Raw genomic sequence first — 21,434 nt, 5'->3', positions numbered from 1 at the left:
ATGCCGGTTCATGGGTGATCGTTACGGCTGGGCCCACCTCGTCTGGCGGGCTTTCGAGATCGCCTGTGTCGTCGGGGCCCATCTGGTCCTGCTGGGCCGGCTCGCACGTCGTGCCTGGTCCGCCGCCCGCGAGCGACTGCGCCGGCGGCGGACCCCGGGCGGCGCCGACCACAGCGAGGTGAATGTCGTCGTGTTCGAACCCACTTTCGGCGAGAAGGCCGCCCGGCTGGTCAGCCGGCGGCACGCGCTCAGCGTCGGCGTGCTGGCCGTGACCGCGGGCGCCGTGGTCCTGACGAACAAAGGCTGTGCCGACACGCCCAGCTCCGGCAGGCCCAGCTCCGGCACGCCCACGTCGGACGCGCACGGCCGGCGCGGCGCCGGCCCGAGCGAGTGGGTGCCGCCGCGCAACCCGCCGAAGGCGAGCCCGCCGGTCGCGCATTTCACGCTGCCCTTCGTGGTCCCGCCGGTGCAGCGGCCGGTTCGCGACGACGCCGGCGGCACGTACTACGCCATGACCCAGCGCGAGGCCTCGATCGAGATCATCCCCGGCTTGCGGACCCCGATCATGGGGTACGAGGGGGTCTTCCCGGGCCCGACGATCATGGCCCGGTCCGGGCGGCCGACGATTGTCGACCACACCAACCGGCTCGCCGTGCCGGTCGCCGTCCACCTGCACGGGGGCAAGAACCCGCCCGGGGAGGACGGTCACCCGACCGACCTGATGGCGCCCGGCACCTCGCGCCGGTACACGTATCCGACCGATCAGCGCGGCGCCACGCTGTGGTACCACGACCACCGTCTCGACTTCACCGGCCCGCAGGTCTACCGGGGCCTCGCCGGGTTCCACATCATCCGCGACGCGGTCGAGGACTCGCTGCCGCTGCCGGCCGGCGCCAAGGACGTGCCGCTGCTGGTCACCGACCGGCTCTTCGAAGCCGACGGCGCGATGTACTACCCGAGCTCCGACCCGACGTTGCGGACCCCCGGGCTCTACCCGTGGGCCATGAACGGGCAGTACGGCGACACCGCCCTGGTCAACGGCGTGCCCTGGCCGCGTATGGAGGTCAGCGCGACGAAATACCGCTTCCGCGTCCTCAACGCCTCCAACGCCCGCCACTGGGACATCACGCTCGACCCGCCCCCGCCGTCGGGCGACCCGTTCGTCCAGGTCGGCAGCGACGGCGGGCTGCTCTCCTCGCCGGTGGCGCTGCGCAACATCGTGATGTCGCCGGCCGAGCGGTTCGACGTGGTCATCGACTTCGGTCTCTACCCGGTCGGCACCCGCGTCGTCCTGCGCAACAACGACCGCACGGTTCCGCAGATCACCGAGCTGATGTGCTTCGACGTGGTGCGGCGGGAGACCGAGACGGCCACCGTCCCGTCCCGGCTCGCCCCGCCGCTCGACCTGCCCGATCCCGCCGACGCGGTGGGGATCCGTCACTTCGACTTCACCCGCCGCGCCGACGGCATGTGGGGCATCAACGGCGCCATGTTCGACGACCGGCAGAGCCTGGCCGCGCCGGCCCTGGGCAGCACGGAGATCTGGGAGTTCACCAGCGACGTGGCCCATCCGGTACACCTGCACCTGGTGCATTTCCGGGTTCTGTCGCGGTCACGGCCGCAGAGCCCCGAGCCGTGGGACGGCGGCTGGAAGGACACCGTCCGGGTCCGGCCGGGCGAGACCGTGCGGATCGTCAGCCGGTTCGAGGGGTGGCGTGGCAAGTACGTCTTCCACTGTCACAACCTTGAGCACGAGGACATGATGATGATGGCCAACTTCACCGTGCAGTGACTCACCAGGCCGGTTGCCGGCTCATCACCTCGTCCCAGTCCTGCCGGCCGGCCCACTGCTCGAAGGTGTGCCAGCCGACCTCGGGAAACTCGGCGTGCAGGGCGGCCGCGTCCGTGTCGAAGCCGCCGTTCTCGAACCAGATGAACATCTTGGCGACATCGTCGCCGCCGTAGCGGCGCAACTCCTCGACCGTGTTGCGGGTGTAGGCGATCGGGCGCTGGACGTGCTTGGTGAGCAGCTCGGCCAGCGCCGGGCCGGTGGTGACGTCGGAGACCAGGTCGACGCGGCGCCCGGCGAAGCGGCCCGGGTCGGCCAGCACCAGCGAGACGAAGCCGGCGATGTCCTCCGGGTCCACGTACTGCAGGGTGCGGTCGGGGCTCAGGGGCATCACCAGCTTGCCCTCGCGCAGCCCGGCCACGGTCTGCGCGCTGCTGACGACCTCCATGAAGACGGCCGGCGCGACGATGGTCCACGGCACGCCGAGGCCGCGCAGGTGCTGCTCGACCCGGTGCTTGCTGTCGAACCAGCTGATGCCGGTGCCCTTGTCCGCGTTCGCGGCCGAGCTGTAGACCAGATGCCGCACCCCGGCCGCCGCGGCCGCGTCGAGCAGGGTGATCGCCTGGCGGGTCTCGCCGTCGGGGCCGGCCTCGAGCGGCGTGCCCATCGCGAAGACCACGTCGACGCCGGCCAGGGCGCCGGGCAGCGAGGCCGGCTCGGTGAAGTCGCCGGTCACCAGCCGGGCTCCCCGGCCGGCCAGCTCCCGCGCCGGCGCCGAGTCGGGCTTGCGGGTGAGCGCGGTGACGGTGTGCCCGTCGGCGAGCAGCCGGCGGGCGACGGCGCCGCCCTGAAGCCCGGTGGCGCCGGTGACCAAGACGCTGAAAGCCATGCGTGTCTCCTCCATGAGTGTTTGGGTTTCACTGTGGTCGCCGCCGGTCGCGGCCCACTCGACGCCGGCTAGGGCCGCCGGAGATGCACCGGCACCCGTTCCGGGGGGAATGGAACGGGTGCCGGCGGGCGGGGCGTACGAATCAGGTCTTGTTGTCGGTCTTCGTCCAGTCCTTGCCGGTCTCGGCCTCGGGCCGGCCGCTGTCGGCGGCGGCGCCGCCACCGCCCCAGTCGCTCTTCCCGGCGTTGTCGCCGCCGCCGCCCCAGTCGCCGCTGCCGGCTTTGTCGCCGCCCCAGTCGCCGCTTTGCGTGGTGTCGCCGCCGCCCCAGTCGCCGTCGCCGCCGCCCCAGCTCTGCGGCGCCGGCTTGGGCAGGACGAAGACGAGCAGCAGGCTGAGCACCACGGCGCCGAGCGAATAGGCGGCGCCGACCAGCACGGCGTGGGTGAAGTTGTCGGCCACGGCGGCGTCGGCCGCCTCGGTGAACGCGGCGCCGACCGGACCGGCCTCGGCCGGCGGGCAGCTCGCGGGCACGGCCGTCGGATCGTCGGCGTTGCCCCGGTCGACGAAGCACTGCTGGAACCCCGCGACGCCCTGCTGGACCGCGTCCGGGCTCAGCCCGGCCGCCGCCAGCTGCCGTTGCAGCTGCGGGGTCACCTGCTCGGCCGAGGTCGCCGCGTGGTTGCCGAGGGCGCCGAAGAACGCGACGCCGACGACGGCCAGGCCCAGCGCCATACCGAGCCGCTGGGCGGTGTTCAGCACGCCGCTGGCCGCGCCGGCGTCCTTCCAGTGCACGCCGGACAGCACGATGTCGACGTTGGGCGAGATGACCAGCCCGGAGCCGAGGCCGCTGACCAGCAGGGAGGGCACCAGGGCCCAGCCCGACACGTCGACGCCGGCGCTGTTGATGGTGACGATGAGGCCGATGATGCCGGCCGACACCAGGCCGGCGCCGAGCGCGATCACCCAGCGGCCCATCCGGGCCGAGAACCAGTCGGAGAACAGGCCGCCGGCGAACGAGCCGACGGCGAACGGCAGAAGCACCAGACCGGCGTAGAGCGCCGAGCGGGCCAGACCGAGCTGCAGGTAGAGGGAGAGCACGAACCAGAGGCTGATGAAGCCGGCGAAGTAGGCGAAGCCGATGCCGATGCCGGCGCTGAACGTGCGCCCGCGGAAGAGGTTCAGGTCGATCAGCGGTTCCCGGTCGCGCCGGGTACGGCTCCGCTCGTACAGGACGAACAGCACGAACACCGGCACCGACGCGGCCAGCATGATCCAGGCCCATCCCGGCCAGCCGGCGGCCCGTCCCTCGACCAGCGGGAAGCTGAGCAGGAAGATGGCCGAGCCGATCAGCAGGATGCCGAGCGGGTCGAGCGAGCCGCCCCGGCCGCGGGCCTCGCGCAGCCAGGCGGCGGCCATCGCGATCGTGATGATGCCGAGCGGCACGTTGATCAGGAAGATCGGCCGCCAGCCGAGATCCTGCACGTTCCACTCGATGAGCAGGCCGCCCAGCAGTGGGCCGAGCGCCACCGCGACGCCGCTGACGGCGCCGTAGAGACCGTACGCGCGGCCGCGCTCCTTCATCGGGAAGGCGACCTGGATGACCGCGAGGATCTGCGGGTTCATCAGGCCGGCCATGGCGCCCTGCAGCACCCGCCAGACGATGAGGCTGACCGGTCCCTGCGCCAGGCCGCACAGTGCGGAGGTGACCGTGAAGCCGATCAGCGAGAGCAGGAACAGCTTCTTGTAGCCGAAGCGGTCGCCGAGGCGGCCGCCGGGGATGAGCAGCAGGCCGTACGCCAGCGCGTAGCCGGTGATCACCCACTCGGCGGCGTCGTAGCTGGCCTCGAGGTCCCGCTGCAGCGGCGGGATCGCCACGTTCACGATGGTGCTGTCGATCAGGATGATCAGCGCCCCCGCGAGGACCGCGGCCAGCGCGTACCACCGGCGCGGGTCGGGTGGTGCGGTGTCGGTCTGCCAGCTGGTGGCCGTGTCGTCTGCCATGGGAACCGCCCGATTCTGAGCGTGCGTCTTAGTCCAGTGCGATTACTCGCGTAAGAGTAATCGCGGAGGCGACGCCGGGCAAGCGGATCGCCGCCCGGCCGCCCGTCGCCGCCCGGCCGGCGGGTTGCCATAAATGCACTGTCGTCGATGCGACAAATGAAAGATCCAAACTGGATCCAAAGTAGACATGTCGTAATAGCCGAATCCTGTCCAGTTTTCCGGCATGCGAAGCGGGAGCCGATTTCGTGGTCACTAAATATTCGTTTAATACGGACAATATGATCGTCATCACGTGACCTGCGATACAGGTGGAGGGTCCGGCGGCGTCACGGCGCATGATCACGCTCAGTCTTTGGCGTTGCGCCCTCGGTGATGCTCTGCGTACGGTGGCTGGGTGTTTTGTTCCAGCTGACGGCTATTCATATAGCCGTGTGCGAGCAGTAATACGCGAGTCACGCGACCGTAACAAGGAGACCCCAATGTGGGAATTGAAAGTCCTCGGTCCGCTCGAAATCCGCTTCGAGGGGCGGGCCTGCAGATTGACCGCGCCGAAGATGCGGGAGGTCTTCGCTCTCCTTCTGCTGCACCCGAACGAAACCGTCAGCGTTCCCGCGATAATTCGCGAGGTATGGGACGAGGACGTGCCGTCGAGCGCCGTGACGACAATTCAGACGTACGTCTATCACCTGCGTAAGCGCTTGCGGCAGACGGCGCCCCACGACGACGGCTGCCGGCTGCTCACGCAGCATCCCGGCTACACGCTGCGGGTCCCGGACGCCGCCCTCGACCTCACCGAGTTCACCCAGCTCGTGGCCCGCGGCCAGGCCGACGCCGAGCAGGGCCGGCACGCCGGCGCGGTCGAGCACCTGCGGCAGGCCCTGCGGCTGTGGCGTGGCCCCGCCCTCGACGACGTCAGCAAGGGGCGGCAGCTGGAGACCGACGTGGCCCGGCTCGAGGAGGAGCGGATCCGGGCCACCGAGCTGCTGGTCGCGGCCGAGATGCAGCTGGGACGGCATCGCGAGATCGTGCCCCAGCTGCAGACCCTGGTCTCCAGCTACCCGCTGAACGAGTGGTTCCACGAGCAGCTGATCATCGCGTTGCACCGCTCGTCGCGCCGGGGCGACGCCCTGCGCGCCTATCAGAACGCCCGCCGCATCCTCGACGAGGAGCTCGGGCTCGACCCCTCACCCCAGATGGAGCGCCTTCAGCTCGAGGTGCTCGCCGGATCCACACACTGAAAAGGCCGTGCCGGACCGTGGCGGCGGTCCGCGCTCAGCTGCTCGTCAGCAGCCGGCTCAACTGCCGTGTCACGTCGCCCTGGGCGGTGGACAGCGGCCGGCACTCGATCATCGGCACGTCGTTGTCCCGCATGAGCGTGGTCAGGGCCGCGCCGGGGCCCACGTCGACGTAGCGGCGCCTTTCGCCGGCGCCCAGCACGGCGGCCGTCTCGAGGAACCGGATGGGCGCGCGGATGGCGTGCCAGAGATCGGCCGGAACCGGGTGGTCCGTGCGCTCGCCGGCCAGCGCGCAGGAGAACCAGGGGATCCGCGGGCCGCGGACGCTGCCGTCGCTCGCGGCGGCGGACAGGAACGGCTCCCGGGCCGGATCGATCTGCCTCGAATGGAAGCCCCGGGTCACCGGCATCCGGACCGAGGCGTGACCGCGCTCGCCGAGCCACGCGGCGGCCGTGTCGAGCGCGTCCCGGCTGCCCGCCAGGACGAAGTGGCGCCGGCTGCGCAGCGCCACCTCCGGCCGCTGCGGCAGCGCGGCGAGCGGGCCGGCCAGCGCCTCGGGCGGGGCCAGGACGGCCATCATCCCGCCCGGGTCGCAGTGCTCGGCCAGCGCCCGGGTCTGTACCGCCAGGACGCGGCCGGCGTGCTCCAGCGACCACGCGCCGCTGAGGACCGCGGCCGCGAACTCGCCGAGGCTGATGGCCAGCACCGCCGTCGGCCGCACCCCGCGGTCGATCAGCATCATGGCCGAGGCGTACTGGGTGGCGAAGATGCCGAGATGGGTGACCGCCACGTCGTCGAACGGGGGCTGGGCCAGCAGCAGGTGGGGCAGGACCGAGCGGCCGCCCACCTGGCGCAGGCACACGTCCACGTGCTGCAGGTGAGCCCGGAACCGCTCGTCCGAGCGGAACAGGTCGCGCGCCATCGCCGGATACTGACTGCCCTGGCCCGAGAAGAGGAATACCGCGTCGGTCATCGAACGCACTCGAGGATCGTCGGCCCCGACGCGGTGGGGATCTCGCGGTCGAGCCGGAAACCGGCCTCGGCGGCCAGATCGCCGTACTCGTCGGCCGACCGTTCCCGGCCACCGACCAGCACCAGCATCCGCAGGTCCATCCGGGTCACCATGTCGGCGTCGAGCTGACCGGCGATGATCCGCTCCACGATGAGCAGGCGCCCGCCGGACGGCACGGCCTCGGCGCACCGGGCCAGAATGCGCCGGGCGTCGGCGTCGCTCCAGTCGTGCAGCACGTTGGACAGCACGTAGACGTCGTCGCCGGCGGGCAACTCGTCGAAGAAGCTCCCGGCCACCGTGGTCGACCGGTCGGCCAGGTCGCCGCCCAGGAACTCCTTGGCCGTGGCGATGGTCGCCGGCAGGTCGACCAGGGTGCCGTGCAGATGCGGCGCCTGCCGCAGGATGGCCGCCAGCAGCGCGCCGGAGCCGCCGCCGACGTCGACGACCCGCTTCGCCGCGCTCCAGTCACGCGCGGCCGCGACCTCCGAGAACCAGGGCGCGTGCGTGGTCATCAGGGCGTCGAACGAGTCGGACAGGTCCTGGTCGTCCATCAGGTCCTGCCAGAACGGCTTGCCGTAGAGCAGCGGGTAGCCGGGCCGGCCGGTGGTGACGACGTCGAGCAGCGTGCTGAACGTCCGGTCCAGGCGGCCGCCGATGCCGTTCATGGTCAGCCACGCGTGCCGGCCGGCCGGGTGGTCCGACCGCAGCGGTGCCGCCAGCTCGGTGAGGGCGAAGACGTCCAGGCCGGGCTCGGTGAACACGCCCCGGGCGGCCAGGTAGCGCAGCACCCGGGCCAGCGCGTCCGGGTCGACCTTGGCCGCGGCCGCCAGCTCGGCCACCGGGCGGGGGCCGCCGGCGAGAGCGTCCGCTATGCCCAGGGTGGCCGCCACCCGGATGGCCCACGGCGTGATCGCGTCGGCCAGGGCGGACAGGCGAGCGACGGGATTACCCTCCATGACGATTCCTCCGGTTCACAGGTTGATGACGGCCGCGACGGTGACGGCGAAACCCGCCACCCCGGACGCGGTGCGGACCAGGTGCCACTGCCGCCAGCGCGGGCGAGGGTCGCTCCAGGCCGGCGGCAACCGGTCCGGGTCGGCCTGGCGGACGGACGTGGCCAGCAGCGGCACGTTGCGCAGCTGTGACACCAGGGCCACGACGACCAGCAGGACGGCGCCCAGCGCGAACAGGACGCGCGCGGCCACCGGCTCGGCCAGCACGGCCAGCGCCAGGTCGGCCGCGGCCGCGCCGAGCACCAGGATCGGCATGGTCGGCTCGTAGCGCCGGTCGAAGCTCTGATGCACCCGGACATAGCTGGCCGCGGGCATGGCCGCGAACCCCGGCACGTTGGCCAACGCCACTCCGAACAGGACCCCCGCGGCCAGCCCGGCCGCGACGACGCCCAGCACGCTCAGCACCCAGATCCACATGAGGGCATCTTGGGCGCCGCGGGTGGAGCCCCGGTCGAGCCGGGCTAGGGCCGATCCGGGTCCATGCGTTCTCCAACGGGGCTCTAGCCGCCGTTGCGACGATGCGGACTTCCGAGTCTCCGCCGGAGAAGGAGTCGCATGGCTACCGAGGAAGTGCCGGTTCTCATCGTGGGCGGCGGCCCGGTCGGGCTGTCCGCCGCACTGTTCCTGTCCCGTCTCGGCATCACCCCGACGCTCGTCGAGCGCCGGTCGACCACCTCGCCGCTGACCCGGGCGACCGGGGTGCACGCGCGCAGCATGGAACTGTTCCGGATGGCCGGCCTGGCCGAGGAGATCCAGGCGACCGGCCTGCGGCTGGTGCCCCGGGCGGTCGCCGAGGGCCCGGACGCCGAACCCGGCGTGATCCCGCGGGTCATCCTCCGCTCCCGCTCACTGTCCGACCTGGACTCGGCGCAGGTGATGGAGGTCGGCGAGGAGTTCTCGTTCGACCTGAGCCCGGCCAAGCCGGTGTGGTGCGGGCAGGACCTGCTGGAACCGGTGATCCTGCGCGGAGCCCGCCGGCTCGGCGCCGACATCCGCTTCGACACCCGGATGACCGCGATGACCGACACCGGCGACGGCGTACGGGCCGATCTCACCGACACCCGCACCGGCGCCGTCACCACGGTGCGCGCGAAGTACGTCATCGCCGCCGACGGTGTGCAGAGCGGCATCCGGGAGTCGCTGGGCATCCGGCGCACCGGCAACGGCGTACTGCAGAAGATGGTGAGTGTCGTCTTCCGATCCGACATGAAACCGGTGGTGGGCGACCACAAGTTCATCCTGACCTTCATCGCCAACCAGAACGTGCAGGGAGTGGCGGTCTGCCTGGACGGCGCCGACCGGTGGATGTTCTGGACCGGATATCCGGTGGCCTCCGGGATCGAGCCGAGCCTGTTCAGCCGGGAGAAATGCACCGAACTGGTGACCGCCGCGCTCGGCGTGGAACGGCCCATCGAGATCGAGGGCACCTTCCCGTGGGAGTCGGCGCACCTGATCGCCGAGCGGTTCCGGTCGGGCCGGGTCTTCCTGGCCGGCGACGCCGCGCACACCCATCCGCCGGACGGCAGCTTCGGTGCCAACGCCGGCATCCAGGACTCGCACAACCTGGCCTGGAAACTGGCCGCGGTGCTGCACGGCCGGGCGGGCGACGGCCTGCTCGACACCTACGACGCCGAGCGCCGCCCGGTCGGCCTGGCCACCGCCGACCAGGCCCTGCTGCGTGAGCGCAACCGGGCCACCGCCCACCGCGAGCCCGGCTTCCGCGACTTCCCCAACGTCATCCTGGGCTATCGCTACACCTCGGCCGCGGTGCTGCCGGACGAGGCGGACGCCGGTCGCGAGCTCGAGACGGTGCCGGTCGAGCTCGACCTCACGGGCCGCCCGGGCACCCGGGTGCCGCACCGCTGGCTGGTCGGCGCCGAGGGCCGGATCTCCACCCACGACCTGTGCGCCGACACCCTGGTCCTGCTCACCGACGCGGGCACGAACCGCTGGGACGAGGTGGCCGGCGGCGACCTGGTGCGCCACGTGCGGATCGGCGACGGCGGCGACTACCGGGCCGAGCGGTCGCCGTGGTGGGAGGCGTTCGGCATCGGCCCCGAGGGCGCCGTGCTGCTGCGCCCGGACGGGTTCGTGGGCTGGCGCGAGCCGGCCGCGCCGAAGAACCCGGCGGAACAAGTGGACGGCGCCGTCCGCGCCCTGCTCGATCGTCAGCCCTGACCAGAGGAGAATGAAAATGGCAGTCACCCCTTTGCGTATCGGTCCCGAACCGCTGCCCGTCGGCGCCGGGCAGTCCCCGTTCGAGGCGGCCGGCACGGTCCGCCGTTTCGTGCAGCTGATGTGGTCCAGCGGGCTCGTGCAGGCCGCCACCGAGTTGCGCCTGGCCGACCGGATCGACGACGAGCCGGTCGCCCTGGACGAGCTGGCCCGGCGGACCGGCACCGACCCGGCGGCCCTGCTGCGGCTGATGCGGGCCCTGGTCGCGCACGGTTTCTTCGCGGCCGGCGACGATGGTTCCTTCCGGCACACCGAGTTCAGCCGAGCGCTGCGCGAGGACGCGCCGGGCAGCGTGCGGAACCTGACCCTGCTCGCCAACTCCGAGTGGAACTGGCGCGTGTGGGGAAGCGTGGCCGACGCCGTGCGTACCGGAGAAGCGGTCTTCCCCACCGCGTACGGCAAGGATCTCTACAGCTACTTCCGCGACGACAACCCGGAGGCGGCCACCGTCTTCAACCGGGCCATGTCCGAGTCGGGCAAGTGGACCACGGGGCCGATCGTCGAGGCGCTGAACCTCGACGGCGTGCGGACCGTGGCCGACGTCGGCGGCGGCCAGGGCGGACTGCTGGCCGGGGTGCTGGCCCAGCACCGCGAGCTCACCGGCACCCTGCTGGACAGCCCCGAGGTGCTGCGGCAGGCCGGGGAGAGCCTGCGCACCGGCGGCGAGCTGGCCGACCGGGTCACGCTGATCCCGGCCGACATCCGCGAGTCGGTGCCGGTCACGGCCGACCTCTATGTGATGCGCCAGGTCATGCACATCTGGGACGACGAGACGTGCCTGAAGATCCTGCGCAACTGCGCGGCGTCGGCCAAGGGCAAGGCCCGGATCGTGCTGGTCGAGCACGTGGTGACCGAGGGCGCCGAGCCCAACCCGACGTTCACCGCGCTGCTGGACGTGCTGATGATGCTGATCGGGCCGGGCAAGGAGCGCACCGAGCGTGATTTCGGGGCGCTGCTCGACGCGGCCGGCTTCGATCTGGTCGGGGTCACCCGCATCCACGCTCCGCTGGCGCTCGTCACCGGCGAGCTCCGGTCATGACGCGCCGCCTGTTCACCTCGGAGTCGGTCACCGAGGGCCACCCGGACAAGATCGCCGATCAGATCAGCGACGGTGTCCTCGACGCCCTGCTGCGGCAGGACCCGCGGAGCCGGGTCGCGGTGGAAACGCTGATCACGACCGGGCAGGTACATGTCGCGGGTGAGGTCACGACCCAGGCGTACGCCGACATCCCCAGCATCGTCCGGGACACCATCCTGCGGATCGGCTACGACTCGTCGAAGAAGGGCTTCGACGGGGCTTCCTGCGGGGTCAGCGTGTCGATCGGCTCCCAGTCGCCGGACATCGCGCAGGGCGTCGACAGCGCGCTGGAGCTGCGTGCGGGCGACAGCGAGCACGTCCTCGACTCCCAGGGCGCCGGCGATCAGGGCATGATGTTCGGCTTCGCCTGCTCCGAGACGCCCGAGCTGATGCCGCTGCCGATCGCGCTCGCCCACCGCCTGGCCCGCCGGCTGTCGCGGGTACGCAAGGACGGCACGATTCCGTACCTGCGACCGGACGGCAAGACCCAGGTCACCATCGAGTACGACGGCTTCACGCCGGTGCGCCTGGACACGGTGGTCGTGTCGTCGCAGCACGCGGCCGACATCTCGCTGGAGTCGATGCTCACGCCCGACATCCGGGAGCACGTCATCGCGCCGGAACTGGAAGGCCTCGACACCGACGGCTACCGCCTGCTGGTCAACCCGACCGGCCGCTTCGAGATCGGCGGGCCGATGGGCGACGCCGGCCTGACCGGCCGGAAAATCATCGTCGACACGTACGGCGGATACTCCCGGCACGGTGGTGGCGCGTTCTCCGGCAAGGATCCGTCCAAGGTGGACCGGTCGGCGGCGTACGCCATGCGGTGGGTCGCCAAGAACGTGGTCGCGGCGGGGCTGGCCGAGCGGTGCGAGACCCAGGTGGCGTACGCGATCGGCAAGGCCCACCCGGTGTCGCTGTTCGTCGAGACCTTCGGCACCGAGAACGTACCGGTCGAACGCATCGAGAAGGCCATCGACGAGGTGTTCGACCTTCGGCCGGCGGCCATCATCCGCGACCTGGACCTGCTGCGGCCGATCTACCAGCGGACCGCGGCCTACGGGCACTTCGGCCGGGAGCTTCCGGAACTGCTCTGGGAGAGCACCGACCGCGCCCAGGACCTGAAGAACGCCGCCGCCTGAGGGGGAGTGAAGCCGGTGTTCGAGCGCATCGCCATCGTCAACCGTGGTGAGGCCGCCATGCGGCTGATCCACGCCGTCCGTGAGCTGTCGGCGCGGACCTCGGCCGCCATCGAGGTCATCGCGCTCTACACGGACGTCGACCGGGCCGCCACGTTCGTCCGGGAGGCCGACGTCGCGTACGACCTCGGGCCCGCCTCGGCCCGGCCCTATCTCGACCTGAAGGTGCTCCGCCGAGCGCTCGTCGAGACCCGGGCCGACGCCGCGTGGGTCGGATGGGGGTTCGTGGCCGAGGACCCGGCGTTCGCCGAACTGTGCGAGCGTATCGGCGTCACCTTCGTCGGCCCGGGTCCGGAGGCGATGCGCCGGCTCGGCGACAAGATCGGCGCCAAGCTCCTGGCCGAACAGGCCGGCGTGCCGGTCGCGCCGTGGAGCCGCGGCCCGGTCGAGACGCTGGAGGAGGCGCTGGCCGCGGCGGCGCGGATCGGCTACCCGCTGATGCTCAAGGCCACGGCCGGTGGCGGCGGCCGGGGCATCCGGGTGGTCCGCGACGAGGCGGAGCTGTCGGAGGCGTACGAACGCACCAGTCAGGAAGCGGCCCGCGCCTTCGGCAGCGGCGTCGTCTTCCTGGAGCGGCTGGTGACCGGGGCCCGGCACGTCGAGGTTCAGGTGATCGCGGACGGGCAGGGCACGGCCTGGGCGCTCGGTGTCCGCGACTGCTCGGTGCAGCGGCGCAACCAGAAGGTGATCGAGGAGTCGGCCTCGCCGGTGCTCGGCGGCGACCAGGCCGCCGAGCTCAAGGCGTCGGCCGAGCGGCTGGCCCTGCGGGTCGGCTATCGGGGCGCGGCCACCGTGGAGTTCCTGTATCACCCGGGTACCCGGGCGTTCGCGTTCCTGGAGGTCAACACCCGCCTTCAGGTCGAGCACCCGATCACCGAGGCGACCACCGGCTTCGACCTCGTCCAGGCGCAGCTGCGCATCGCCGCCGGGGAACGGCTCGACGGCCGGCCGCCGGCCGAGCGAGGGCACGCCATCGAGGCCCGCCTCAACGCCGAGGACCCGGACCGCGATTTCGCGCCCTCACCCGGCCGGATCGTCCGGCTCGCCCTGCCGGCCGGCCCCGGCATCCGGGTCGACACCGGCGTCAGCGAGGGCGACGTCATCCCCGGCGACTTCGACTCGATGATCGCCAAGATCATCGCGTACGGGGCGGACCGGGACGAGGCCTTGGGCCGGCTCCGCCGCGCCATGGCGCAGACCACCGTGATCATCGACGGTGGCGCCACCAACAAGAGCTTCGTGCTCGACCTGCTCGACCAGCCGGAGGTGATCGGCGCCGGCGCCGACACCGGCTGGATCGACCGGGTCCGCGGCGAGGGCCGGCTGGTCGCCCGCCGGCACGCGGCGGTCGCGCTCATCGCGGCCGCCATCGGGGCGTACGAGGAACAGGAGCGTGCCGGCCGGGAACACCTGCTGTCCACCGCCGCCGGCGGGCGCCCGCAGGCCCGCCCGATCAGCGGCCGGCCCCTGGACCTGAAGCTGCGCGGCGCCGGATACCGGGTACTGGTGGAGCGCGCCGGCCCGCGGCGCTTCCGCGTCGGCGTCGGCGATCACCGGGCCGAGGCCGAGCTCGACCGGTTCGACCGCTACCGCGCGCACCTGCGGGTCGGCGGCGTCCGCTACCGCGTGCTGGCCGCCACCGAGGGGCCCGCGCACACCGTCGAGGTCGACGGGGTGGCCCATCGGATCAGCCGGGACGAGGGCGGCGTCGTCCGCGCCCCGGGACCGGCCATCGTGGTCGCCGCGCCGGTCGCCGTGGGCGACGAGGTCGAGGCCGGCGCGCCCGTGCTGGTGCTCGAGAGCATGAAGATGGAGACGGTGCTGCGGGCGCCGTTCCCGGCCCGGGTCAAGGAGTGCGCCGTCGCGGTGGGCGGCCAGGTCGAGGCCGGCGCGCCGCTGCTGCGGCTGGAACCGACCGGCGAGGCCATCGCCGACGACGTGGGGGAGGCCGCCGAGCTCGACCTGCCCGCCCCGGCGACGTCCGGTGACCCTCTCCGGCGGGGTGGGGACGACCTTCGCGGGCGGCTGCTCGGCTACGACGCCGGCCCGCACGACGAAGCGGCCTACCTGACGGCGCGGGCGGCCGCCACCGCCGACGACCGGCGCCCGCTGGCCGAGGAGGCGGAGTTGCTGGGGGTCTTCGCCGACCTCGCCGAACTGAGCCGCGACCGCCGGGCCGGCGAGCACTTCCACACCTACCTGCAGAGCCTCGACGTCGACCGGGCCGGGCTGCCACCGTCGTTCCAGGACCGGCTGGCCGCGGTGCTCGCGCATTACGGCGTCGCCGGTCTCGACCGCACGCCGGAGCTCGAAGCGGCGGTGTTCCGCGTCTTCCTGGCCCGGCGGCGCGCCGCGGACGGCGCCGCCGTGGCGGCTCTCCTGCTGCGGGCCTGGCTGAGCGACCCGCCGCCGGACACGGCCCTGCGCGAGCCGGTCGGCGCGGTGCTGGAGCGCCTGGTGACGGTCGCCCGGATCCCGTTCCCGGCCATCGCCGACCTGGCCCGCGGCGTGGTGTTCGCGTGGTTCGCCCAGCCGCTGCTGCGCCGCAACCGCGCCCACGTCTACGCCGAGATCCGCGGTCACCTGCGCCACCTGGACGCCCGCCCGGACGCGCCGGACCGCGCCGCCCGCGTCGCGGCCATGGTCGCCAGCACCGAACCGCTGGTCCGGGTGCTCGGCCAGCGGCTCGCCCGCCGCGACGCGGGCCACGAGGTGATGCTCGAGGTGCTCACCCGCCGCTACTACGGCAACAAGGGCCTGACCGGGGTACGCCGGCGGGAGGCCGCCGGCTGCGCGTACGTGGTGGCCGACCGGGCCGGCACCAGCGTGATCACCACCGCGGTGCGGTTCGACCGGCTGGACGCCGCGATACGCGGCCTCGCCGAGCTCGCCGGCGACACGGACGCGGCGCACGCCGACGTGTACGTGGCCTGGGAGGGGCAACCGGCCGACCTCGACGAGGCCGCGGCCCGGCTCGAGGAGACGATCGGCCGGCACCGGCTGCCGGCCTCGCTGCGCCGGATCACGGCCACGATCGCCGGCCGGCGCGGCGCGGTGACCCATCACCACTTCACCTTCCGCCCCGGCGGCGGCCGCCGTCTCACCGAGGACCGCCTGATCCGCGGCCTGCACCCGTTCATCGCCCAGCGGATGCGGCTGTCCCGGCTCAGCGCGTTCGACCTGACCCGGCTGCCGTCGGCCGACGAGGAGGTCTACCTCTTCCGGGGCGTGGCCCGCGACAACCCGGCCGACGATCGCCTGATCGCGTTCGCCCAGGTTCGCGACCTGACCCCGCTGCGCGACGCCGACCGCCGGCTGGCCGCCCTGCCCACCGTCGAGGACACCGTCGGCGCCTGCCTCGACTCGATCCGCCGCGCCCGGGACCGGCGCCCGTCGGCGGCGCGCCTGCCCACCAACCACATCGTGGTCTACGTGTGGCCGCCGAGCGACCTCACCCGGGCCGAGGTCGAGACCATCGCCGCCCGCGTGCTTCCGGCGGCGGCCGGCGCCGACCTCGAGGAGATCCTGCTCATCGGCCGGCATCACGACCCGGCGACCGGTGAGCTGGAGCCGGTCGCGGTCCGGGTACGGTTCGACGCCACCGGCGAGCCGCAGCTCTCCCTCGGGCCGCCGCCCGCCGAGCCGGTGCGGCCCCTCGACGACTACCGGCTCAAGGTGCTGCGCTCGCGCAGCCGGGGCGCCGTGTACCCGTACGAGCTGATCGGTCTTCTCACCGGCCCGGCGGGCCGCTTCACCGAGTACGACCTCGACGAGTACGGCGTCCTGGTGCCGGTCGAACGGCCGAGGGGACGCAACACCGCCGCCATCGTCACCGGCGTGGTGACCACCCCGACCGCGCGGCATCCGGACGGCGTGACCCGGATGGTCCTGCTGGGTGACCCGACCAAGGCGCTCGGCGCGCTGTCCGAGGCCGAGTGTTCCCGGGTGATCGCCGCCCTCGACCTGGCCGAGTGGATGCGGGTGCCGGTGGAGTGGTTCGCGCTGTCGGCCGGGGCACGCATCTCGATGACCTCCGGCACCGAGAACATGGACTGGGTCGCGGCGGCGCTCAAGCGCATCGTCGAGTTCACCCAGGCCGGCGGCGAGATCAACGTCGTGGTGGCCGGCATCAACGTGGGCGCCCAGCCGTACTGGAACGCCGAGGCGACCATGCTCATGCACACCAAGGGCATCCTGGTCATGACGCCCGAGTCGGCCATGGTCCTCACCGGCAAACGGTCGCTGGACTTCTCCGGCGGTGTGTCGGCCGAGGACAACTTCGGCATCGGCGGCTACGACCGGGTGATGGGGCCCAACGGTCAGGCGCAGTACTTCGCGCCCACGATCTCCGCCGCCCGCGACGTGCTCATGGCCCACTACGAGCACACCTATGTCGCGCCGGGGGAGACCACGCCCCGCCGAGCCGTGACCGAGGACCCGCCCGGCCGCGACATCTCCGCTTTCCCGCACGCGGCCGAGGGCAGCGACTTCAGCACCGTCGGCCAGATCTTCTCGGCCGAGCACAACCCCGACCGCAAGAAGCCCTTCGACATCCGTACGGTCATGCGGGCGCTGTCCGATCAGGACCGCCCCGTCCTGGAACGCTGGTCGGGCATGGCCGACGCCGACACCGCCGTGGTGCAGGACGCCCACCTCGGCGGTCTCCCGGTCTGCCTGCTCGGTATCGAGTCGCGCCCGCTGCCCCGCCGGGGCTTCCCGCCCACCGACGGACCGGACAGCTGGACCGCCGGCACCCTCTTCCCCCAGTCGTCGAAGAAGGCCGCGCGAGCGATAAACGCCGCCTCCGGCAATCGGCCGCTGGTGGTGCTGGCCAACCTGTCCGGCTTCGACGGATCGCCCGAGTCGATGCGCAAATGGCAATTGGAGTACGGGGCGGAGATCGGCCGGGCCATCGTCAACTTCCGCGGCCCGATCGTCTTCGTCGTCGTCTCCCGCTATCACGGCGGCGCCTTCGTGGTCTTCTCCAAGGCGCTCAACCCGGCCATGACCGTGCTGGCGCTGGAGGGATCGTTCGCCTCGGTCCTCGGCGGGGCGCCGGCCGCCGCCGTGGTCTTCTCCGGCGAGGTCGACCGGCGCACCGGCGCCGACCCTCGCGTGGCCGAACTCCAGTCCCGCGTCACCGCGGCCACCGGCACCGAACGCGCCGCCCTCAACGCGCGCCTGGCCGAGACCCGATCCGCCGTCCGCGCGGAGAAACTCGGCGAGGTGGCGGCCGAGTTCGACCGCCGGCACGACATCCGCCGCGCCGTCGAGGTCGGCTCGGTCGACGCCGTCATCAGCTCCGCCGAACTGCGTCCCCGGGTGATCCGGGCGATCGAGTCGTCGCTGAAGGGAACCGCCGCATGATCCTCGTCAGTGGCTCCATCGCCACCGATCACCTCCTGACGTTCCCCGGCAGCTTCGCCGAGCAGATCCTGCCCGAGAGCCTGTCCGCCATCTCGCTGTCCTTCCTGGCCGACGAGCTGACGGTGCACCGGGGCGGGGTCGCCGCCAACATCGCGTACGGCATCGCCCGGCTGGGCGAGCGGGCCGTGCTGGTCGGCGCGGTCGGGGCCGACTTCGACGTCGACTATCGCGGCTGGCTCGAACGCAGCGGCGTGAACTGCGCCGGGGTCCTGACGAGCACGACGGCGCACACCGCCCGGTTCGTCTGCACCACCGACCGGGAACTGTGCCAGATCGCCACCTTCTATCCGGGCGCGATGAGCGAGAGCGCGAACATCGACCTGGCCGCGGTCGGTGACCGGCACCCGCCGGCACTGGTCCTCATCGGCCCCGACATGCCCGGCGCGATGCTCCGGCACGCCGCGGTGTGCCGGAGCCGGGGCTGGCCGTTCGCCGCCGACCCCTCGCAGCAACTGGCCGCCATGACGGGCGCGGAGATCCGGGAGTTCATCACCGGCGCCGCCTACCTGTTCACCAACGAGTACGAGTACGACCTGCTCCTCGACAAGACCGGCCTGTCCGGCCGTCAGCTCACCGAGATCGTCGGCCTGGCCGTCACGACCCTGGGGGCCAAGGGGGTACGCCTCACCGACCGCCAGGGGACGTCGACGGTTCCCGCCGTGCCGGTCGACCGCGTCGTCGACCCGACCGGCGGCGGAGACGCCTTCCGGGCCGGGTTCCTCAGCGGCACGGCCCGGGGCCTGAGCCCGGTCGCCGCGGCCGAGCTGGGATGCCGGGTGGCCGCGCGGTGCCTCGAGCGGGCCGGAACGCAGACGTACGACCCGCGGGGGCTGGCCCATGTCTGAGACGGTCGCCGCCCGTACGGCGTTGCGGACCGCGCTCCGCCTTCGGCAGTCCGGCGTGCTGCTGTTCAGCCTCACCCCACCGAGGCGCGGCGAGAGCACGGACCGGATCAGGGAGATCGCCGCCGTGACCCTGCGGCGCCTCGACGCCCTCGACCTCGACGGCCTGATCCTCTACGACCTCGACGACGAGGCCGACCGCAATCCCGCCGAGCGGCCCTTCCCGTACCTGCCGACGCTCGACCCGGGCCGCTACCACGCGGAGTACCTGCACGGATGGGACCGGGAAGCGATCATCTACCGGTGCGTCGGCAAGTACGGCGAGCGCGAGCTGCGGACGTGGCTGGCCGGCGTCGACCCGCGCCAGGTGCTGAGCGTCTTCGTCGGCCCGTCCTCCGGCGACAAGGAGGTCCGCACCGGCCTGCGGCGCGCCCACGAGCTGCGCCGGGAGGTCAACCCCGGCCTGGTGACGGGCGCGGTCGTGATCAGTGAACGCCACGCCCGCCGCCAGGACGAACACCGGCGCATGCTGACCAAGCAGGAGCTGGGTTGCGACTTCTTCGTGTCCCAGGTCGTCTACGACATCGCCGCCACCAAGAACCTCATCTCCGACTACGCCCACGAATGCCGCACCCGCGGCCTCGACCCCCGCCCGGTGATCTTCACGTTGTCGTTGTGCGGATCGCCGCGAACCCTGGAATTCCTCAGCTGGCTGGGCGTCGAGGTGCCCCGCTGGCTCCAGCAGTCGATCCGCCACGCCGGCGACCCGCTGGGCGAGTCCTTCCGGCAGGTACGGCACATCGCCCGCGACCTCACCGGCTTCTGCGACCACCTCGGCGTGCCCCACGGCTTCAACATCGAGAGCGTGTCCATCCGCAAAGCGGAGATCGAAGCCGCCACCGAGCTGACCGCGGAAGTGGCCGCCCTGCTCAACCGCTAGGGGACCGGCCAGGGGGATCACTCGACGAGATCGTGGCCGGAGAGGCGCAGGTCTTCGATGTCGAGTCTGGCCTGTACTCGTCGCAGGACGGTGTCGTCGATGTGGCCTTCGTCGCGCAGGCGGAGCACTGTCTCGCGTTTGCGGGCGATCAGGGCCCGTCGCAGCGAGGTCTCGTTGCCGGTGTCGTCCTGATCCTGCAGCACCCTGAGGTGGCGTTCGTACTCGTGCCGCAGTTCGTCGGTCACCTGCGGATCGGTGTTCAGTTCGGCGGCGAGCTCGGGCAGGACGGCCAGGGCCTCCCGCATGGCGGTCGTGTCGGCGAGGCGGCGTTCCCGCTCGACGGAGGTGTCGTCGGGCAGGCGCGCCCACCGTACGACCACCGGCAGCAGCGGCGCCTGCAGCACCAGCGTGACCACGATGACGCCGGCCGTCACGAACACGATGGTGTCGCGGCCGGGGAACGGCTCTGAAGAGGCGAGGGTGGCCGGCACCGCCAGCGCGGCGGCCAGGGAGACGGCGCCCCGGAAACCGGCGACCGCGCTGACCACGCGGGCCCGGTTGCTGATGCGGCGCCGCCGCTGCTGGGGGCGGCGGTCCACCGCCCGGATCGTGTACGCGGAGACGAACAGGAAGGCCAGCCGCGCGGCGAACATGACCGCCGACACGACGACCACCGCGGCCGTTCCGCGCCACAGGTCGACGCTGGTGAGACCGCGTACGGCCTCGTGCACCTCGATGCCGACGAGCACGAACAGCGCGCCGTTGAGCACGAAGGTGGCCAGCGACCAGAACGCCACGGACTGGCTGCGGGTCTCGGCATCGACCACTCGCGGTCCGGCCTGGCTCATCACCAGGCCGCAGATGACGACGGCGACCACGCCGGAGGCCTCGATGGTCTCGGCGAGCAGGAACGCGGTGAAGGGGATGACAAGCATGGCGACGTTGCCGAGCATGGGGTCGGTGAGGGCGCGGCGCAGCCGTACGCCGGCCCAGGCGGTGAGCAAGCCGGCCAGCACTCCGCCGCCGTAGGCGAGCAGCAGCAGCCACGACACGTGCGGGGTGGTCAGGTGTTCCTCGCCCACGGTGATGCCGACGGCGAGGGCGTAGATGACCAGGGCGGTGCCGTCGTTGATGAGGCTTTCCGCGCGCAGCAGGGTGACGTTGCGGCGCGGCAGCCGGCGGGCCAGCACGCCGACGGCGGTGGCGTCGGTCGGGGCCAGGGCCGCGCCGAGCACCCAGGCCGGGCCCCACGGCAGGCCCAGAGCGTGTGCGGCCGTGGCCACCGCGGCCGCCGTGACCAGCACGAGAACGGTTCCCATGAGGATGATGCCGCGCAGGTCCCGGCGGATCTCCCGCAAGGAGGTGGTCAGGCTTTCCCAGTACAGCAGGACGGGCAGGAAGAGCAGCAGGACCGTTTCCGGCGGCAGATGCACCTCGCGCAGCGCCGGTACGAAGCCGAGCAGGACGCCGCACGCCAACAGCAGGACCGGCGGAGCCAGGCGCAGCCGGCCGGCGAGCGCGCCGGACCCCAGGATCGCGGCGCCCAGCACCACTACGACGACGAGGGCGAGCATGGCGGACCTCCCGGTCAGCGGTTGGCGTACTCCGGCCGCGGCGCGGGCGGTGCTGTCCCCCGCGTACCCGGGCGATGAGGGTGACAACCAGCAGCGGCGCGATCGCGAACAGGACGAGGCGTGACGGCCCTCGCCCGGCGAACCGAGCGAATGCGCCGACACGTTAAGCAACCGTGCGAGAACGCCGAAACGGATGATG

At 72.3% G+C, this 21,434-nt stretch carries 15 protein-coding genes; 9 read left to right on the top strand and 6 right to left on the bottom strand.

The window, feature by feature from the left end; all coding sequences use genetic code 11:
• Positions 1 to 10 precede the first annotated feature (10 nt).
• Positions 11 to 1,792 carry a multicopper oxidase family protein gene (locus AB0C26_RS32745; RefSeq protein WP_360255402.1) on the top strand — a complete coding sequence of 594 codons (1,782 nt, stop codon included), beginning with the start codon at positions 11 to 13 and terminating at the stop codon, positions 1,790 to 1,792.
• Position 1,793: 1 nt separating this feature from the next.
• On the opposite strand, the gene AB0C26_RS32740 is transcribed toward AB0C26_RS32745, so the two are convergent.
• Positions 1,794 to 2,678, bottom strand: a complete 885-nt coding sequence (locus tag AB0C26_RS32740; RefSeq protein WP_360255399.1) for an NmrA/HSCARG family protein — start codon at positions 2,676 to 2,678, stop codon at positions 1,794 to 1,796.
• A gap of 142 nt (positions 2,679 to 2,820) precedes the next feature.
• Positions 2,821 to 4,680, bottom strand: coding sequence for an MFS transporter (locus tag AB0C26_RS32735; protein ID WP_360255397.1), 1,860 nt, complete (start codon positions 4,678 to 4,680; stop codon positions 2,821 to 2,823).
• Between the two features lie 479 nt (positions 4,681 to 5,159).
• Here AB0C26_RS32735 and AB0C26_RS32730 point away from each other — a divergent pair, with 479 nt between their 5' ends.
• Positions 5,160 to 5,918 carry an AfsR/SARP family transcriptional regulator gene (locus AB0C26_RS32730; RefSeq protein ID WP_360255395.1) on the top strand — a complete coding sequence of 253 codons (759 nt, stop codon included), beginning with the start codon at positions 5,160 to 5,162 and terminating at the stop codon, positions 5,916 to 5,918.
• 34 nt (positions 5,919 to 5,952) lie between these two features.
• On the opposite strand, the gene AB0C26_RS32725 is transcribed toward AB0C26_RS32730, so the two are convergent.
• Genes AB0C26_RS32725 through AB0C26_RS32715 form a run of 3 tightly spaced genes read right to left on the bottom strand, consistent with a single transcriptional unit; the run spans position 5,953 to position 8,357 of the window.
• Entirely contained in the window at positions 5,953 to 6,888 is a 936-nt protein-coding gene (locus AB0C26_RS32725) for an acyltransferase domain-containing protein (RefSeq protein ID WP_360255393.1), read from the bottom strand.
• A complete protein-coding gene (locus AB0C26_RS32720) occupies positions 6,885 to 7,883 on the bottom strand; it encodes a methyltransferase (RefSeq protein WP_360255391.1) in 999 nt (332 codons plus the stop codon). Before AB0C26_RS32720 ends, AB0C26_RS32725 begins: the two co-directional genes overlap by 4 nt.
• Before the next feature lie 15 nt (positions 7,884 to 7,898).
• Complete coding sequence (locus AB0C26_RS32715; protein WP_360255388.1) at positions 7,899 to 8,357, bottom strand: anthrone oxygenase family protein; 459 nt, start codon at positions 8,355 to 8,357, stop codon at positions 7,899 to 7,901.
• A gap of 138 nt (positions 8,358 to 8,495) precedes the next feature.
• Between AB0C26_RS32715 and AB0C26_RS32710 the strand changes: the two genes are divergently transcribed.
• The 6 genes from AB0C26_RS32710 to AB0C26_RS32685 are packed head-to-tail and all read left to right on the top strand — an operon-like array spanning position 8,496 to position 19,661.
• Entirely contained in the window at positions 8,496 to 10,118 is a 1,623-nt protein-coding gene (locus tag AB0C26_RS32710; RefSeq protein WP_360255385.1) for an FAD-dependent monooxygenase, read from the top strand.
• Between the two features lie 16 nt (positions 10,119 to 10,134).
• Positions 10,135 to 11,214, top strand: coding sequence for a methyltransferase (locus AB0C26_RS32705; protein WP_360255382.1), 1,080 nt, complete (start codon positions 10,135 to 10,137; stop codon positions 11,212 to 11,214).
• The gene (metK, locus tag AB0C26_RS32700) at positions 11,211 to 12,395 is read left to right on the top strand and encodes a methionine adenosyltransferase (RefSeq protein ID WP_360255380.1); all 1,185 of its coding nucleotides are present in this window, start codon (positions 11,211 to 11,213) and stop codon (positions 12,393 to 12,395) included. The genes AB0C26_RS32705 and metK overlap by 4 nt, the downstream gene beginning before the upstream one ends.
• A 15-nt stretch (positions 12,396 to 12,410) precedes the next feature.
• Positions 12,411 to 17,819 carry a carboxyl transferase domain-containing protein gene (locus tag AB0C26_RS32695; protein WP_360255377.1) on the top strand — a complete coding sequence of 1,803 codons (5,409 nt, stop codon included), beginning with the start codon at positions 12,411 to 12,413 and terminating at the stop codon, positions 17,817 to 17,819.
• Complete coding sequence (locus AB0C26_RS32690; RefSeq protein WP_360255375.1) at positions 17,816 to 18,724, top strand: carbohydrate kinase family protein; 909 nt, start codon at positions 17,816 to 17,818, stop codon at positions 18,722 to 18,724. Before AB0C26_RS32695 ends, AB0C26_RS32690 begins: the two co-directional genes overlap by 4 nt.
• Positions 18,717 to 19,661, top strand: coding sequence for a 5,10-methylenetetrahydrofolate reductase (locus AB0C26_RS32685; protein ID WP_360255372.1), 945 nt, complete (start codon positions 18,717 to 18,719; stop codon positions 19,659 to 19,661). The genes AB0C26_RS32690 and AB0C26_RS32685 overlap by 8 nt, the downstream gene beginning before the upstream one ends.
• A 17-nt stretch (positions 19,662 to 19,678) precedes the next feature.
• Here the strand turns inward: AB0C26_RS32685 and AB0C26_RS32680 are convergent, their stop codons facing one another.
• Positions 19,679 to 21,235 (bottom strand): Na+/H+ antiporter, encoded by a 1,557-nt coding sequence (locus AB0C26_RS32680; RefSeq protein WP_360255370.1) that lies wholly within the window; start codon positions 21,233 to 21,235, stop codon positions 19,679 to 19,681.
• Here AB0C26_RS32680 and AB0C26_RS32675 point away from each other — a divergent pair.
• Positions 21,234 to 21,359, top strand: a complete 126-nt coding sequence (locus AB0C26_RS32675; protein ID WP_360255367.1) for a hypothetical protein — start codon at positions 21,234 to 21,236, stop codon at positions 21,357 to 21,359. The genes AB0C26_RS32680 and AB0C26_RS32675 overlap by 2 nt on opposite strands.
• The last annotated feature ends 75 nt before the right edge of the window (positions 21,360 to 21,434 follow it).

The organism is Actinoplanes sp. NPDC048796 (assembly GCF_040650035.1).
Lineage (GTDB): Bacteria > Actinomycetota > Actinomycetes > Mycobacteriales > Micromonosporaceae > Actinoplanes.
The sequence above is the reverse complement of the archived record's forward strand: the minus strand, read 5'-3'. Positions and strand labels throughout refer to the sequence as shown.

Bases quoted from the DNA above. Each gene is read 5' to 3' on its own strand.
- AB0C26_RS32730 (WP_360255395.1), top strand. From the start codon at position 5,160: ATGTGGGAATTGAAAGTCCTCGGTCCGCTCGAAATCCGCTTCGAGGGG.
- AB0C26_RS32680 (WP_360255370.1), bottom strand. From the start codon at position 21,235: ATGCTCGCCCTCGTCGTCGTAGTGGTGCTGGGCGCCGCGATCCTGGGG.
- AB0C26_RS32675 (WP_360255367.1), top strand. From the start codon at position 21,234: ATGGCGGACCTCCCGGTCAGCGGTTGGCGTACTCCGGCCGCGGCGCGG.
- AB0C26_RS32705 (WP_360255382.1), top strand. From the start codon at position 10,135: ATGGCAGTCACCCCTTTGCGTATCGGTCCCGAACCGCTGCCCGTCGGC.
- AB0C26_RS32710 (WP_360255385.1), top strand. From the start codon at position 8,496: ATGGCTACCGAGGAAGTGCCGGTTCTCATCGTGGGCGGCGGCCCGGTC.
- metK (WP_360255380.1), top strand. From the start codon at position 11,211: ATGACGCGCCGCCTGTTCACCTCGGAGTCGGTCACCGAGGGCCACCCG.
- AB0C26_RS32725 (WP_360255393.1), bottom strand. From the start codon at position 6,888: ATGACCGACGCGGTATTCCTCTTCTCGGGCCAGGGCAGTCAGTATCCG.
- AB0C26_RS32745 (WP_360255402.1), top strand. From the start codon at position 11: ATGGGTGATCGTTACGGCTGGGCCCACCTCGTCTGGCGGGCTTTCGAG.
- AB0C26_RS32720 (WP_360255391.1), bottom strand. From the start codon at position 7,883: ATGGAGGGTAATCCCGTCGCTCGCCTGTCCGCCCTGGCCGACGCGATC.
- AB0C26_RS32740 (WP_360255399.1), bottom strand. From the start codon at position 2,678: ATGGCTTTCAGCGTCTTGGTCACCGGCGCCACCGGGCTTCAGGGCGGC.
- AB0C26_RS32715 (WP_360255388.1), bottom strand. From the start codon at position 8,357: ATGTGGATCTGGGTGCTGAGCGTGCTGGGCGTCGTCGCGGCCGGGCTG.
- AB0C26_RS32690 (WP_360255375.1), top strand. From the start codon at position 17,816: ATGATCCTCGTCAGTGGCTCCATCGCCACCGATCACCTCCTGACGTTC.
- AB0C26_RS32685 (WP_360255372.1), top strand. From the start codon at position 18,717: ATGTCTGAGACGGTCGCCGCCCGTACGGCGTTGCGGACCGCGCTCCGC.
- AB0C26_RS32735 (WP_360255397.1), bottom strand. From the start codon at position 4,680: ATGGCAGACGACACGGCCACCAGCTGGCAGACCGACACCGCACCACCC.